This is a genomic window from Blattabacterium cuenoti (assembly GCF_014251655.1).
In the GTDB taxonomy this organism is placed as follows: Bacteria; Bacteroidota; Bacteroidia; order Flavobacteriales; family Blattabacteriaceae; genus Blattabacterium; species Blattabacterium cuenoti_I.
On record NZ_CP059225.1, the window covers coordinates 416402 to 430404 of the forward strand.

At 23.9% G+C, this 14003-nt stretch carries 15 protein-coding genes and 1 other RNA gene; 5 read left to right on the top strand and 11 right to left on the bottom strand.

The window, feature by feature from the left end; genetic code table 11:
- Positions 1–32: 32 nt before the first annotated feature.
- Entirely contained in the window at positions 33–344 is a 312-nt protein-coding gene (gene rsfS, locus H0H63_RS02025; protein WP_185858361.1) for a ribosome silencing factor, read from the bottom strand.
- A gap of 113 nt (positions 345–457) precedes the next feature.
- Here rsfS and H0H63_RS02030 point away from each other — a divergent pair, with 113 nt between their 5' ends.
- Positions 458–1222 carry a biotin--[acetyl-CoA-carboxylase] ligase gene (locus H0H63_RS02030; RefSeq protein WP_185858362.1) on the top strand — a complete coding sequence of 255 codons (765 nt, stop codon included), beginning with the start codon at positions 458–460 and terminating at the stop codon, positions 1220–1222.
- Here the strand turns inward: H0H63_RS02030 and yidC are convergent.
- Both yidC and H0H63_RS02040 read right to left on the bottom strand, forming a co-directional pair.
- Positions 1203–2975, bottom strand: coding sequence for a membrane protein insertase YidC (gene yidC, locus H0H63_RS02035; RefSeq protein ID WP_185858363.1), 1773 nt, complete (start codon positions 2973–2975; stop codon positions 1203–1205). The genes H0H63_RS02030 and yidC overlap by 20 nt on opposite strands.
- Entirely contained in the window at positions 2975–4612 is a 1638-nt protein-coding gene (locus tag H0H63_RS02040; protein WP_185858364.1) for a CTP synthase, read from the bottom strand. Before H0H63_RS02040 ends, yidC begins: the two co-directional genes overlap by 1 nt.
- Before the next feature lie 122 nt (positions 4613–4734).
- Here H0H63_RS02040 and ffs point away from each other — a divergent pair.
- An RNA gene (gene ffs, locus H0H63_RS02045) (signal recognition particle sRNA small type) lies at positions 4735–4837 on the top strand.
- A gap of 39 nt (positions 4838–4876) precedes the next feature.
- On the top strand, positions 4877–6103 hold the full coding sequence (gene clpX / locus H0H63_RS02050) for an ATP-dependent Clp protease ATP-binding subunit ClpX (RefSeq protein WP_185858365.1): 1227 nt from the start codon (positions 4877–4879) through the stop codon (positions 6101–6103).
- Here clpX and obgE read toward each other — a convergent pair.
- From obgE to lpdA, 3 genes are all read right to left on the bottom strand, one after another.
- Positions 6093–7073: a GTPase ObgE gene (gene obgE, locus H0H63_RS02055; RefSeq protein ID WP_185858366.1), complete on the bottom strand. Its 981-nt coding sequence runs from the start codon at positions 7071–7073 to the stop codon at positions 6093–6095. The two genes, clpX and obgE, sit on opposite strands and share 11 nt — an antisense overlap.
- Before the next feature lie 2 nt (positions 7074–7075).
- Positions 7076–7660 carry an adenylate kinase family protein gene (locus H0H63_RS02060; RefSeq protein WP_185858367.1) on the bottom strand — a complete coding sequence of 195 codons (585 nt, stop codon included), beginning with the start codon at positions 7658–7660 and terminating at the stop codon, positions 7076–7078.
- A gap of 130 nt (positions 7661–7790) precedes the next feature.
- A complete protein-coding gene (gene lpdA / locus H0H63_RS02065; RefSeq protein ID WP_185858368.1) occupies positions 7791–9188 on the bottom strand; it encodes a dihydrolipoyl dehydrogenase in 1398 nt (465 codons plus the stop codon).
- A gap of 139 nt (positions 9189–9327) precedes the next feature.
- On the opposite strand from lpdA, the gene fsa reads away from it, so the two are divergent.
- Positions 9328–9990 carry a fructose-6-phosphate aldolase gene (fsa, locus tag H0H63_RS02070; protein WP_185858369.1) on the top strand — a complete coding sequence of 221 codons (663 nt, stop codon included), beginning with the start codon at positions 9328–9330 and terminating at the stop codon, positions 9988–9990.
- Here the strand turns inward: fsa and H0H63_RS02075 are convergent.
- The 5 genes from H0H63_RS02075 to H0H63_RS02095 form a co-directional block, all read right to left on the bottom strand.
- Positions 9987–10286, bottom strand: coding sequence for a hypothetical protein (locus H0H63_RS02075; RefSeq protein WP_185858370.1), 300 nt, complete (start codon positions 10284–10286; stop codon positions 9987–9989). The two genes, fsa and H0H63_RS02075, sit on opposite strands and share 4 nt — an antisense overlap.
- Positions 10283–10831, bottom strand: a complete 549-nt coding sequence (locus H0H63_RS02080) for an outer membrane protein assembly factor BamD (protein WP_185858371.1) — start codon at positions 10829–10831, stop codon at positions 10283–10285. The genes H0H63_RS02075 and H0H63_RS02080 overlap by 4 nt, the downstream gene beginning before the upstream one ends.
- A 6-nt stretch (positions 10832–10837) precedes the next feature.
- Positions 10838–11332 carry a ferritin gene (locus H0H63_RS02085; RefSeq protein ID WP_185858372.1) on the bottom strand — a complete coding sequence of 165 codons (495 nt, stop codon included), beginning with the start codon at positions 11330–11332 and terminating at the stop codon, positions 10838–10840.
- A gap of 8 nt (positions 11333–11340) precedes the next feature.
- On the bottom strand, positions 11341–12225 hold the full coding sequence (gene dapA / locus H0H63_RS02090) for a 4-hydroxy-tetrahydrodipicolinate synthase (protein ID WP_185858373.1): 885 nt from the start codon (positions 12223–12225) through the stop codon (positions 11341–11343).
- A gap of 90 nt (positions 12226–12315) precedes the next feature.
- Complete coding sequence (locus H0H63_RS02095; RefSeq protein ID WP_185858374.1) at positions 12316–12585, bottom strand: RNA recognition motif domain-containing protein; 270 nt, start codon at positions 12583–12585, stop codon at positions 12316–12318.
- 180 nt (positions 12586–12765) lie between these two features.
- Here H0H63_RS02095 and pncB point away from each other — a divergent pair, with 180 nt between their 5' ends.
- Entirely contained in the window at positions 12766–13938 is a 1173-nt protein-coding gene (pncB, locus tag H0H63_RS02100; protein ID WP_185858805.1) for a nicotinate phosphoribosyltransferase, read from the top strand.
- Positions 13939–14003 lie beyond the last annotated feature (65 nt).

Below are 14003 nucleotides of genomic sequence, written 5' to 3' on the forward strand. Positions count from 1 at the left end.
TCATGATTTTATAAAATTTATTTATCTGATTTTTAATTCCAAAGATCTTCTATCTTATAATGTAATCTAATATCCTGTTGAAAAATATGAACTACAATAGAAATATAATCAACTAAAATCCATTCTTTACTTTTCAATCCTTCTACATGCCAAGGTTTTATTTTTAATTTTTCAATTGTAATTTTTTCTATAGATTGAGATATAGCATGTACTTGACGAGAAGATTCTCCATCACAAATCACAAAATAATCACAAATAAAATTTTTTCTATTTTTTAAATTCAAAATAGATATATTTTTTCCTTTAAGTATTTGAATTCCTTCTATAATCTTATCTAATAACAAAGCAAAATTATTTTTAAATATTATAAAAATAAGGGTCTTTTTTTTTTTAAATTGTATAAAACAAAAATAAGTTTTTCACTTTAAATGAAAATCAATTTTATAACATATTTTATTTGAAAAAGTTTATTTGGCCCATTGATTTTATTTTTTTAAAAAAAATTAATTCTACAAACCAATATGCAACCCAATATGCCAATAAATATATTTTGAACAAAAAAAATTGGATTGTCATTTGGACAATGAATCAAACTAAAGGAAAAGGATCAGAAAAAAACTTTTGGTATTCAGAAAAAAATAAAGGCCTTACTTTTAGCATTATTTTTAAACCTATTAAAAATTTTCCTATTGAAAAAAAATACATAATTAATGTTATCATAAGTAATGCTGTACATAAAACTTTGTCAAAATATCAAAAAAAAAAATTCTGGATCAAATGGCCTAATGATATTATTTCAAACAATAAAAAAATAGGAGGTATTTTAATAGAGAATAGTATATCCATAAAAAAAATTCATACGAGTATTATCGGAATAGGTTTAAACATATACCCCATTAAACTAGATCATGCTATTTCTTTAGAAGAAATTTTAAAAAACATAAACTTAAAATTATTCCATATTTTTCATAACCTTGTATTTTCTATTCAAGAAGAGTATTTTTTTTTTCTAACATTTGGAGAGAACTACATTAGAAAATATTATATTAATAATTTATATTTAAAAGATATAACTTCATATTTTTATATATACAGAATAAGTAAATCTGTTAAAGGGATCATTCGATCTATAAATGAAGAAGGATTTTTAATTATAGAACTAACTGATAATCAAAAATTTCATTTTTTTTCTCAAAAAGAAATCAAGTTTTTGATTCCGTAATTTTTTTGTTAATGATTTTTTTAATCATAGTCCTCCAATGACTATGTTTTTTTAATTTTTTGTCTTGAATTTTCATAAGAATTTTTTGTTCATCTAATATGAATTTTTTAATAAAAAATAAAAAACCAATATTAATAATATTAGATGTAAAATAATATAAAGATAAAGCAGAGGCATAACTATTGATAAATAATAACATAATAATAGGAGTCAAATATAATATAAAATTCATATTAGGAATAGAATTAGTTTCCTTTTTAGAAATATCCTTATTTTCACTGTTACTTATTCTAGTATAAACTAGTAATGCTAATGAATATAATAAGGTAAGTAAACTTACATGATTTCCGTAAAAAGGAATAAAAAAAGGGAACTCCAAGATAGAATCATATGATGTTAAATCTTCTACCCATAAAAAAGATTTTCCTCTCAAATTAATTATAGTAGGAAAAAACTTAAATAATGAATAAAAAATAGGAATTTGAAATAATGTAGAAATACATCCAGACATCGGATTAATTCCTACTTTATGATATAATTCCATCATTGCTCTTTGTTTTTTCAAAGCATCTTTACTACCATTACTATATTTTTTATTTATTTCTTCTATTTCTGGACGAATTAATTTCATAATTGCACTTAATTTATATTGCTTATATGTAATTGGATATAATATAAATTTCACTACAATAGTCATTAAAATAATAATAACACCATAATTTAAATTTGTTTTCTCCAAAAATTGAAAAATTATTAAAAAAAAATACTTATTAATCCATTTTAAAAAACCCCATCCAAATGGAATTATATTTTCAAATCCACTTTGATATTCTTTTAAAGAATTAAAATCCAAGGGGCCAAAATAAAAACGAAAAGAAAAATAAAATTCTTTATTTTTTTTTGAATTTTTTATTTTTGTATAAAATTGAATTTTTTTCAAAAAATATCCTGACGAAAAATTTTCAGAACGAATAAAAACATTTCTTAATATTTCCTCAGGAATAAATATAAAAGAAAAAAATTGCTGTTTATGAGCAATCCAATTTATATCAGGAATACCTTTATTTTCTATATTTTTTTCAGATAAATATTTAACTTTCTTAGGTTTAGGAGAAGATCCTGTAGAATAATATACTTGAGTATAAGAATTCTCCCAATCTCTATCCTTTTCTAAGGAAAAAACTTTTTGTTCTAAGTTTAGAAAAACTGATTTATTGAAAGAATGAAAATTTTTTGTTCGTACATAAAAACCAACATCATATTGATTTTTTTTTATTGTATAAATAAAATCTAAAAATCCTTCTCCATATGGATTTTTAGCTCTCATAACAATAATCCGTATTTTTTTTAGATTTGTTATTGAAAAAGGTTTAAATATAAGAGTATTTGTATTAATATTTATCCCTTTTTTTTTCTTTTTAGAAAAAGAAATATTGTATTCTAAACTAGAATTTTTTACTAAATATAGATCTCTAGAATGAGATGAAAAAGAATTATTATAAGCCTTATATTTTTTTAAGAAAACTTCACTTATCATTCCTCCTATACAAGATATTTTCAATTTTAAAACATTATTTTCTAATGAAAAAAAATTATTTTTTTTCTTTTTTGAAGGAATAATTTTTTTTGAAATATATATAGTTTCTTTTTTTTCTTGATTATTATTTACATTGAAATACGTGAAAATTGTTAAAATAAATAATATAAGAAATAGTCCTATTATAGAACTATAATCTAATCTATTGTCCTTCATCATATAAAAGAATAATTCTGATGATTACAGTATTTGTAATTTTTCGCAATTTTCACAAAATTTATAAATAAAGGATGCGGATTTGTGACTCTACTCTTATATTCTGGATGGTATTGAACTCCCAAAAAAAATATATGATTTTCTAATTCTAAAGCTTCTACTAAACCTGTATCTGGATTTATTCCAACTACTTTCATTCCAGCATTAGAAAAACATTCTAAATAATTATTATTAAATTCATATCGATGACGATGTCTTTCAAAAACTTCTTTCTTTCCTCCATAAATAGAAAATATTTTTGATCCTTCTATTAAAAGACATTTCCAATTTCCTAAACGCATAGTCCCTCCTTTATAAATTAATTTTTTTTGTTTTTCCATTAAATTTATTACTGGATGAGAGGTATCTGGATTTATTTCATAACTATTTGCTTTTTTTAATCCTAATACATTTCTAGCAAATTCTATAACAGCGATTTGCATTCCTAAACATATTCCAAAAAATGGAATCTTATTTTCTCTTGCATATTTTGCAGCAAGAATCTTTCCTTCTATTCCTCTATTTCCAAATCCAGGTGCTACTAAAATTCCTGAAACTCCATAGAAATATTTTTTCATATTTTTTTCTTCTATCATATCTGAATAAATCCATTTTATATTAATAGAAATTTCACTTTCTGTTCCTGCATGAATTAATGCTTCTGTAATCGATTTATAAGAATCATGTAAAGAAACATATTTCCCAACTAATGCTATTTTAATTTTATATTTTGGATTTTTATATTTGTTAATAAAAATTTTCCAAATTTCTAGGTTTGGAGCAATGATAGTAGATAAATTTAAATGATTTAATACTACTTTATCAAAGTTTTGGAAATGTAATAGACAAGGAATTTCATATATAATTTTTGTATCAATTGATTCTATAACATGTTTTGGTTTTACATTACAAAACAAGGCTAATTTGTTTCTAATATTTTTAGATATATGTTTTTCTGTTCGACAAACAATAATATCTGCCTGTATTCCTTTTTCCATTAAATTACGAACAGAATGCTGTGTTGGTTTTGTTTTTATCTCCCCAGTTACTGGAATATATGGAAGTAAAGTCAAATGAATTACTAATCCATTAAATTTTCCTAATTCCCATTTAAGTTGACGTACTGTCTCTATATATGGTAAACTTTCTATATCTCCAACAGTACCTCCTATTTCGGTAATAATAATATCATAATTTCTAGATTCTCCAAGTATTTTTATCCGTCTTTTAATTTCATCAGTTATATGAGGGATAACCTGTATTGTTTTTCCTAAATAATTTCCTTTTCTTTCATTATCAATGACAGTTTTATATATTAAACCAGATGTTACATTATTTTTTCTAGTAGTGGATTGATTCAAAAATCGTTCATAATGACCTAAATCTAAATCTGTTTCTGCTCCATCTTTCGTTACAAAACATTCTCCATGTTCATAAGGATTTAAAGTCCCCGGATCTACATTAAAATAAGGATCCAATTTTAAAATAGATATTTTATATCCTCTTGCTTTTAATAACATTCCCAAAGAAGCAGAAACAATTCCTTTTCCCAAAGAAGAGGAGACTCCCCCTGTAATAAAAATGTATTTTGTTTCCATCAAAAAAAATCAAATAATACAAAAAAACAATAAATAAAAACTTTAATATCACAGGATATAAACTAATTTATATAAAAAAACAAGAATTTATGATTTTTTTTTTATATTTACACTAAACAATGGAGCAAGTTCTACACAATCAGCTCCCTATAAAATCCTCCAGGGTGGGAACACAGCAAAGGTAAATAAGGTTTGTAGCGATGTGATGTAGATCCGCTTGCTCCTTTTATTTATTTTTATGGATAGATAGATGGAATGATTTTTATGGAAGACTCATTATTAAAATGTAATTTTTGTGGAAGAAAAAAAAATGAAATTCATTTTTTGATATCGGGAATTAGTGGCCATATTTGTAATTATTGCATAGAAAAAACTTACTCTATTATTCATAAAAAATTTTCAGAAAAAAATATTGATAATAATAAATACGAATCCATAGAAATAAAAAAACCTAGAGAAATAAAATCTTTTTTGGATAAATATGTTATAGGACAAAATGAGGCAAAAAAAATAATTTCTGTTGCTGTTTATAATCATTATAAACGTATTTCTCAAAAAGAAAAAGAAAAAGAAAAAAATGAGCAACATACAGAAATAGAAAAATCAAATATATTATTGATCGGAAAGACAGGTACAGGGAAAACCTTATTAGCAAAAAGTATATCTAAACTTTTAAAAGTTCCTTTTGCTATAGCTGATGCTACAACTTTAACTGAAGCAGGATATGTAGGAGAAGACGTTGAATCTATTTTAACAAGATTATTACAATCTGTTAATTACGACATACGTTCCGCGGAAAAGGGAATAATATTTTTAGATGAAATAGATAAAATTTCTAGAAAAAGTAATAATCCTTCCATCACCAGAGATGTATCTGGAGAAGGAGTCCAACAAGCTCTACTTAAAATACTGGAAGGATCCGTAATAAATGTCCCTCCACAAGGAGGGAGAAAACATCCGGATCAAAAAATGATACAGATCAATACTGAAAATATATTATTTATAGCTGGAGGAACTTTTGATGGAATCGAAAAAATAATTTCTGATAGAATAGAAAAAATATCTATAGGTTTTCTTACCAAAGAAAGAAAAAAAAATAATAGAGAAAAAAATTACCATTATCTAAAAAATATTTTAGCTATAGATTTAAAAAAATTTGGTTTAATACCTGAAATCATAGGAAGATTTCCTATAATAACTAATCTAAATCCATTAGATAAAAACATGTTAAAACAAATACTAATAGAGCCAAAAAATGCTTTGATTAAACAATATAAAAAATTGTTTGATATGGATAAAGTATCTATAAACATTACAGATGAAGCTTTAGATATTATAGTAGATAAAACTTTTCAATTAGGTCTTGGAGCTAGAGGATTACGAACTTTTTGTGAAAAAATATTTCTTGATTATATGTTCGATATAGAAAACATTAAAAATGTATTGAATGTAGATAAAAATATTGTCATGAAAAAACTTTCTAATTACTAATTAAGTTCCATAACTTATTCTTTAATTCAATTAATCCTTCTTTTGTAAAAGAAGATATGAAAATAATATTTTCTTTCAAAAAAAGATTCCTTATTTTTCTTTTTTTTTTGTCATCAATTAAGTCAGATTTAGAAATTGCTAATAAACGTTTTTTATTTAATAATTTATAGCTAAATTTTTTTAGTTCATTTAACAATATAAAATATTCTGTTTTCTTATTTTTTGTTTCTGAAGAAACAAGAAATAATAAAACAGAATTACGTTCTATATGTCTTAAAAAATAATGTCCTAAACCTTTTCCTTCAGACGCATTTTCTATAATACCTGGAATATCTGCAACTAAAAAAGAATTAAAATTCATTTTAACTACACCTAAATGTGGTTTTTTAGTAGTAAAAGCAAAATTTCCTATTTTTGGTTTTGCTTTTGTAAGAACAGAAAGTAAAGTAGATTTACCCGTATTAGGAAACCCTACAAATCCTACATCTGAAAAAATCTTTAGTTCTAAAAAAATACAATTTTCTTTTGTTTTTATTCCTGATTGTGCATAATAAGGAGATCGATGAGTTGAACTTTTAAAAAAAGCATTTCCTTTTCCTCCTTTTCCTCCTTCAAATAAAATTTTTTTATGGAAATCTTTAGTGATCTCCATTATCACATTTTTTTTTTCATTTTTTATTATAGTTCCTATGGGAACTTCTATTAATAAATCTTTACCGTTACTTCCTGTTATATTATTTCCTCCACCAGGACAACCAGATTTTGCCATCCAATGTCTTTTATATCTCAAATGAAAAAAAGTATGAATATGAGGATTCCCTTGGATAATAATATTGCCTCCATTTCCACCTGATCCACCATCAGGCCCTCCTCTTACTATATATTTATCTCTATAAAAATGGATACATCCAGGCCCTCCATCTCCACTTTTACAATAAATTTTTATAAAATCTATAAAACTATTTTTCATAATTATTTTTTGATATTTTTTATTTTTTCTTCTATAAAAGTAGAAATTTGATCTATAGAAAGAGAGGCATTTAATTTTATTATATTATTTTTCCATTTTTTTCCATTATTCCAAATAAAAGAAGTTTCCTTATCATATTCTTTTATTCTTCTTTGTACTGTAAGAATATTTGCGTCATCATCACGATGACTTGTTTTTCCTCTTTTTAATAATCTATTTATTATCAAATTTTTTTGAATTGAAAAATAGAAAATTATATTTATTTTTCCTAGAAAAAATTTTTTTAATCTTCTTTCTAAAGAAAAAATTTGATTTTTTGTTCTAGGATATCCATCATAAATAATACCTTTAGCATGAGAATATTTTTGAATTTCTAAATTCAACATATTTGTAGTAATAAGATCAGGGACTAACGTCCCTTTATTAATATAATACCTAACGATTTTTCCTAAACTTGTTTTTTTTCTTATATGATCTCTAAAAATCATTCCACTAGATAAGTGAATAAAATTAAATTTATTAGCTATAATTTTAGCTTGGGTTCCTTTTCCACATCCTGGTGGACCAAACAATATAATATGTATCATAAAACAACAAAAATTATAAACATTCATGTAATATATTAGAACAGAATATTTCATTTCTATCAGTTTATTACTTGATTTTTGTATCAACCAAAGAAGTAAATGAGAAGGTTTTTATTTATTGTATAATAAATTATAAATGAATTGCTTTTCCATAAGCATTTGATACAGATTCTAAAATAGATTCACTTAATGATGGATGTGGATGTATAGTTCCCATAACTTCATAACTAGTAGCTTCTAATTTTCTTGCAATTACTACCTCTGATATTAAATCAGTTACCTGATTACCTATCATATGACAACCTATCCATTCATCATATTTAGCATCAAAAATTACTTTTACAAATCCATCGGTATATTCATCAGAAATTGCTCTTCCAATAGCACTAAATGGAAATTTAGAGACTTTTACCTTAAATCCTTTTTCTTTTGATTCTTTTTCAGTATAACCTACTGAAGCAATTTCAGGAAATGAATATACACATTTAGGAACATTGTTATAATCTATTTTTTGACAACTAAAACCTTTTATATTTTCAATACAATTTATCGCTTCATGTGAAGCAACATGAGCTAAAGAAGGAGTATTTATCACATCTCCTATAGCATAATATCCATCTATATTAGTACGGTAATTGTCATCTACTACAATAAATCCTTTTTCAATTTGAATTCCTATTTCTTCTAATCCAATTAATTTTATATTAGGAATAATTCCTATAGCATATAAAACTATATCAGTCTCTAAAACGATATGATTGTCTTCTAAAGTTTTTACTTCAACTAATATTTTTCCATTATTAGTATAGGTGATTTTATTAATAGAAGAAGATGTATAACTTGTAATTCCCATTTTATTTAATGATGATTCTAAATAATCAGAAATTTCATCATCTCCATTTGGAAAAAGTTTTGTAGCAATTTCTAAAATAGTAACTTTTGTTCCCATAGAATGGTAAAAATATGCAAACTCCAATCCTATAGATCCAGAACCCACAATAATTATTTTTTTTGGTAAAGAAAGAGAAGAAAGAGCTTCTTTATATGTTATAATTTTTTTTCCATCATATTGAAACTTTTTTTCAATTTTAGGAATTGCTCCAGTAGCGATAACAATGTGTCTAGACTTATATTCTCCTACACTTTTTTCATTTTGAAATATTTCAATTTTTTTTTCTTTTTTCAATTTTGCATTTCCATGAATAACATGAATTCCGTTCTTTTTCATTAAAAATGAAATTCCTTTTTTCATTTTATCTACTGCATTTCTACTTTTATCAATAATTTTAGAATAATCAATCTTTATTTGATCATTTTTTATTCCAAATAATTCTCCATTTTTTCTGATAGATTGTAAAATTTTTGCACTATTTAAAAGAGATTTAGTAGGAATACAACCCCAATTTAAACAAATTCCTCCAAGAGATTCTTTTTCTATTATAGCTGTTTTCATTCCTAATTGTGCAGCACGTATCGATGATACATAACCAGCTGGACCACTTCCTAAAATAATAATATCAAAATGCATAAATTTAAATATAATATGAACCAATAAATTTACAGATTTTTATTTATCGAAAAATCTATTTTCAATTAAGAAAAAAACAATAATTCGTTTTTATTAAACAAAATATTTTAAATTTGTACCTTAGAAGATTAAACGATATATGAAATTTTTCATAGATACGGCCAATTTAGAAGAAATTCACGAAGCAAGATCATTAGGAATGTTAGATGGAATAACTACAAATCCGTCTTTGATTTCTAAAGAATCAGTTTCTAATCAAAAAGAAATACGAAGTCATTATTTATCTATATGTCATCTTTTAAAAAATGAAGAAGACATCAGTGCAGAAGTGATTAGTACTAACTATGAAGATATGGTTAAAGAAGGAGAAGAATTATCACTTGTACATCCAAGAATTATAGTGAAAATACCTATGACACAAGATGGGATTAAGTCTATCAATTTTCTTTCCAAAAAAGGAATAAAAACTAATTGTACTCTTGTTTTTTCTGAAGGACAATCTATTTTAGCCGCTAAATCTGGAGCTTATTATGTTTCTCCTTTTATAGGAAGAATAGACGATATTTCTTATAACGGACTTCATTTGATAAAAAATATCAAAAAAATATACGAAAATTACAATTTTAAAACAAGAATTTTGGCTGCTTCAATACGTACTCCTTTACATATTATAGAATGTTCAAAAATTGGAATATATGCAGTTACCTCTCCGATACAAGTTATAAAAAATCTATTACGTAATCCATTAACGGATATAGGATTAGATAAATTTATGAAAGATTATAAAAACAAAATAATTTAAATTTTTATTTTTTCATCCAATAAATATTGAATAGAAATAGATGTAGCTTTTGGAAGCTGTTCATAAAATTTCGATAATTCTATTTGTTCTTTATTTTCAAAAATTTCTTCTAAATTATTTTTATTTATAATGTTAAATTCCTCCAACTTATTATCTAAATCTATTTTTATTTTATCACTAATTTTCTGACTAACTTTTTCTAAAATACATATAGTTTCATATATATTTTTACCTGATTTATTTTCTAATTTTATACGATCTATTGTTTCTGTATTGTTAGGAGCATTAAAATTCATAATTTTTTTAATTTTTTATACAAAAACTTTAACCTCTTTGCATTAGGAGAATATGGAAAATATTTTATATATTCCTCATACGATTTTACAAAATCGTTTTTCCTTAAAAGATGATATTGAGAAAGACAAATCTTATATAAAACTTTTTCTTGAAAACAACTATCTGGAAAATCTTTTATAAAATCCTGAAAATACATCAAAGATGCTTTATATCTTCGCATTAAAAAATAAAGATTGGCTATATAATAGTTTTTCTTTTCTATTTTCATTAATAAATCGTTCAATAATCTATAAGCTTCTTTGACTCTATAGCTATATGGATAGGTTTGTACAAACTTTTGTAATTTATTAATAGCAATATGAGTTTTTGTTTGATCCAAATTTAAGTCTAAAGAAGAATAATAAGAACGTTTTCCACTTTCAAACAATGATTCTTCATTTGTATTGTTTTCATCATATGATAGATGATGTTTTTTTTCTGAAAAAATAGAACAACTTTCAAAAAATATTATGCATAAAAAAAAGATAATTTTTCTTATATTCATTGTTTTTTATTTATTATGAATTTTTCTTATATCTCTATCTAATAAATATAAACCTCCTTTATCTTCTCCTATTAATTCGATTTTATCCAAAATCGTCTTAATTAAAGATTCTTCCTCTATTTGTTCCTCTATATACCATTGTAAAAAATTATATGTAAAATAATCCTTCTCTTGCAAAGATAATTCAACTAAAAAATTTATTTTACTAGAAATTTTTCTTTCGTGATCAAGTAATTTTTTAAATAATTCTTTTATAGATCCATATATTGTATTTTTAATACAGACTTTATTAAAAATAACGTTTCCTCCTCTTTGATTAATATATCTTATTAATTTTAACATATGCATTCTTTCTTCATTTGAATGATCATATAAGAATTCACATATTCCTTCAAACCCTGAACTTTCAACATATGAAGCCATGTATAAATATAATTGAGAAGACTCTGATTCTCTATTTATCTGTTTTATTAATTCTATTTGTATTTTTTCACTAAACATACAGATTCTTATGAATTTATTTGTTTTAATAAATGTAACATTTTCTTTTTTAAGGTAGAAGTTCCTACCAATAATGGTAATCTTACATATGGATCACATATTTCTATAAGACTCAAAAGAGTTTTTATTCCTGTAGGATTTCCTTCTTCATAAATAAGATCTATCATGTGAAAAATATCATAAAATATAGAAAACGATTTTTCTATTCTATTCTTTCTTGCTAAAAAAATCATTCTAGAAAAAAGTTTAGGAAAACCTTGAGCAATTACAGAAATAACACCTTCTCCACCTCCTAATATAACAGGTAAAGTGATAAAATCATCTCCTGATATGACACTAAAATTCTGTGGTTTTTTTTCAATAATTTTATAAGACTGTAATATATTTCCAGAAGCTTCTTTTATTCCTATTATTCTTTTAAAATTTTTAGCTAAACGTAAAACAGTATTAGGTAAAACATTAGATCCTGTTCTTTTAGGAACATTATAAATAATTATATCAGCTTCTGTACAATTTACAATTGATTTAAAATGTTGATATATTCCTTCTTGAGAAGGTCTATTATAATAAGGAGAAACTGAAAGAATAGCATAAAAATCTGATACATTTTTTATGCTATTTATTTGTTTTATAACATTTTTTGTATTATTACCTCCTACTCCTAATAATAAAGGAAGTTTTTTATAATTTGCGTTTTGAATACATGCAATTACATCTTTTTTCTCTTCTTCTTTTAAAGTAGCTGTCTCAGCAGTAGTACCCAATACCACTAAATAATCAACTTCATTATCTTCTACATATCTTACAAGCTTTTCAAGTCCATTGAAATCTATTTTTCCATCTTTTTTAAAAGGAGTAACTAACGCTACACCTGTCCCATATAATTTTTTCATTAGATTACTACATTTGCAATATATAAACAGATGTAAAAACGCATATTAATTAAAAAAGAATAATAATACCACAACATATTATTATATACATCAATATCTTTTTGTTCTTGGTCTAGCTATAGATACAATAATATTTCTTCCCATAAATTCTGTTCCATTTAGTTTTTCTATAGCTTGTTTAGCATTCTCTTCATTAGACATTTCTATAAATCCAAATCCTTTGCTTCTTTTGTTTGATGTAGATTCATCAAAAATTATTTTAGCATGAGTCACTTCTCCTATAGATTCGAAATATTTTTTTAATTCTTGTTCTGTCATGTCATATGATAAGTTACCTACGTATAATTTCGTATTGTCCATATTAAAAATAAATTGTTTTAAAAGCAAATTTAGAAAAATATTTTTTCTAAAAATATAATATACATACTTATTATTAAAATTAAATAAGGTTTATTCAAAAAAAAATTCTGATTCTAAATTAAGAAAAATGTTCATTTTTTTTATCTTAAAAAAATGAAATTATTTTTAAGAAAATTTTTAATGAATAATTTTTCTATTGTATCATCGTTATTAGATAACGATTTTTATAAATTCACGATGCAAAATGCTGTTATAAAATTATTTCCATTAGCAAAAGCTAAATATGAATTTATTAATCGAGGGAAACATACTTTTCCAAAAAATTTTGGATATCTTTTAAAAGAAAATTTGAAGAAAATGTCTCTTCTAAAACTTTCAAGTGAAGAAAGAATTTATTTAGAAAAATATTGTCCTTATTTAGATTCTTCTTACTTAGATTTTTTAAATAAATATCAATATAATCCAAAAGAAGTAAATATATATCAAAAAGGAAAGAATATTCAAATGAATATAGAAGGATTATGGAGTAGAACTATTTTATGGGAAGTCCCTATAATGGCTATTATTTCTGAATTATATTATAAGTTAACAGGAGCAAAACGAATATCAAACAAAAAAATTACCATTTTAACTAAAGAAAAATTGAAAAAATATGAAAGATTAAAAGTTCAAATAGGAGAATATGGGACAAGAAGAAGATATTCCTATCGAGTACATAAACTTGTATTAAAAATACTTATGGAATACGGATATCCTTTTTTTATAGGAAGCAGTAATCTTCATTTTTCTCATATTTTTTCAATCAAACCAATAGGAACCCAAGGCCATGAATGGATCATGTTCCATGCAGCAAAATATGGATTTGATGAAGCAGATCGTATAGCAATGGAAAATTGGTTAAACATTTACGGTGGAAATTTAGGGATCGCTTTATCTGATACATATACTTCATCAATTTTTTTCAAAAACTTTAATAAAAAACTATCTAGTATTTTTAAAGGAGTGAGACATGATAGTGGAGATCCTATTTTTTTTGCTAAAGAAACTATTCAACATTATAAAAAATTTCAAATAAATCCCATCAGAAAAAAAATTATATTTTCGGATAATCTTAATCCATATAAAGTAGCTGATATTTCTTCTTTTTGCAAAAACAAAATAATTCCTATTTTCGGAATAGGAACTAATTTTACTAATGATGTAGGTCCTCCTAATATGAATATTGTTATAAAAATGGTTCAAGCTCTTCCAGAAAAAAAATGGGTATCAGTAGTAAAACTATCTAATGTTAAAGAAAAATCTACTGGTAAAAAAAATATGATTTTTTTAGCAAAAAAAACTCTTCATTTATGATAAAAAAGCTTTGATGACATAATGACATTTTATTTTTACCTTTATTTGATTCTAAAAAAAAATTA

Excerpts from the sequence above, each read along its gene's own strand:
- fsa (WP_185858369.1), top strand. The coding sequence starts at position 9,328 with ATGAAATTTTTCATAGATACGGCCAATTTAGAAGAAATTCACGAAGCA.
- H0H63_RS02085 (WP_185858372.1), bottom strand. The coding sequence starts at position 11,332 with ATGTTTAGTGAAAAAATACAAATAGAATTAATAAAACAGATAAATAGA.
- H0H63_RS02095 (WP_185858374.1), bottom strand. The coding sequence starts at position 12,585 with ATGGACAATACGAAATTATACGTAGGTAACTTATCATATGACATGACA.
- clpX (WP_185858365.1), top strand. The coding sequence starts at position 4,877 with ATGGAAGACTCATTATTAAAATGTAATTTTTGTGGAAGAAAAAAAAAT.
- H0H63_RS02060 (WP_185858367.1), bottom strand. The coding sequence starts at position 7,660 with ATGATACATATTATATTGTTTGGTCCACCAGGATGTGGAAAAGGAACC.
- H0H63_RS02040 (WP_185858364.1), bottom strand. The coding sequence starts at position 4,612 with ATGGAAACAAAATACATTTTTATTACAGGGGGAGTCTCCTCTTCTTTG.
- lpdA (WP_185858368.1), bottom strand. The coding sequence starts at position 9,188 with ATGCATTTTGATATTATTATTTTAGGAAGTGGTCCAGCTGGTTATGTA.
- H0H63_RS02080 (WP_185858371.1), bottom strand. The coding sequence starts at position 10,831 with ATGAATATAAGAAAAATTATCTTTTTTTTATGCATAATATTTTTTGAA.
- yidC (WP_185858363.1), bottom strand. The coding sequence starts at position 2,975 with ATGAAGGACAATAGATTAGATTATAGTTCTATAATAGGACTATTTCTT.
- H0H63_RS02075 (WP_185858370.1), bottom strand. The coding sequence starts at position 10,286 with ATGAATTTTAATGCTCCTAACAATACAGAAACAATAGATCGTATAAAA.
- pncB (WP_185858805.1), top strand. The coding sequence starts at position 12,766 with ATGAATAATTTTTCTATTGTATCATCGTTATTAGATAACGATTTTTAT.
- dapA (WP_185858373.1), bottom strand. The coding sequence starts at position 12,225 with ATGAAAAAATTATATGGGACAGGTGTAGCGTTAGTTACTCCTTTTAAA.
- obgE (WP_185858366.1), bottom strand. The coding sequence starts at position 7,073 with ATGAAAAATAGTTTTATAGATTTTATAAAAATTTATTGTAAAAGTGGA.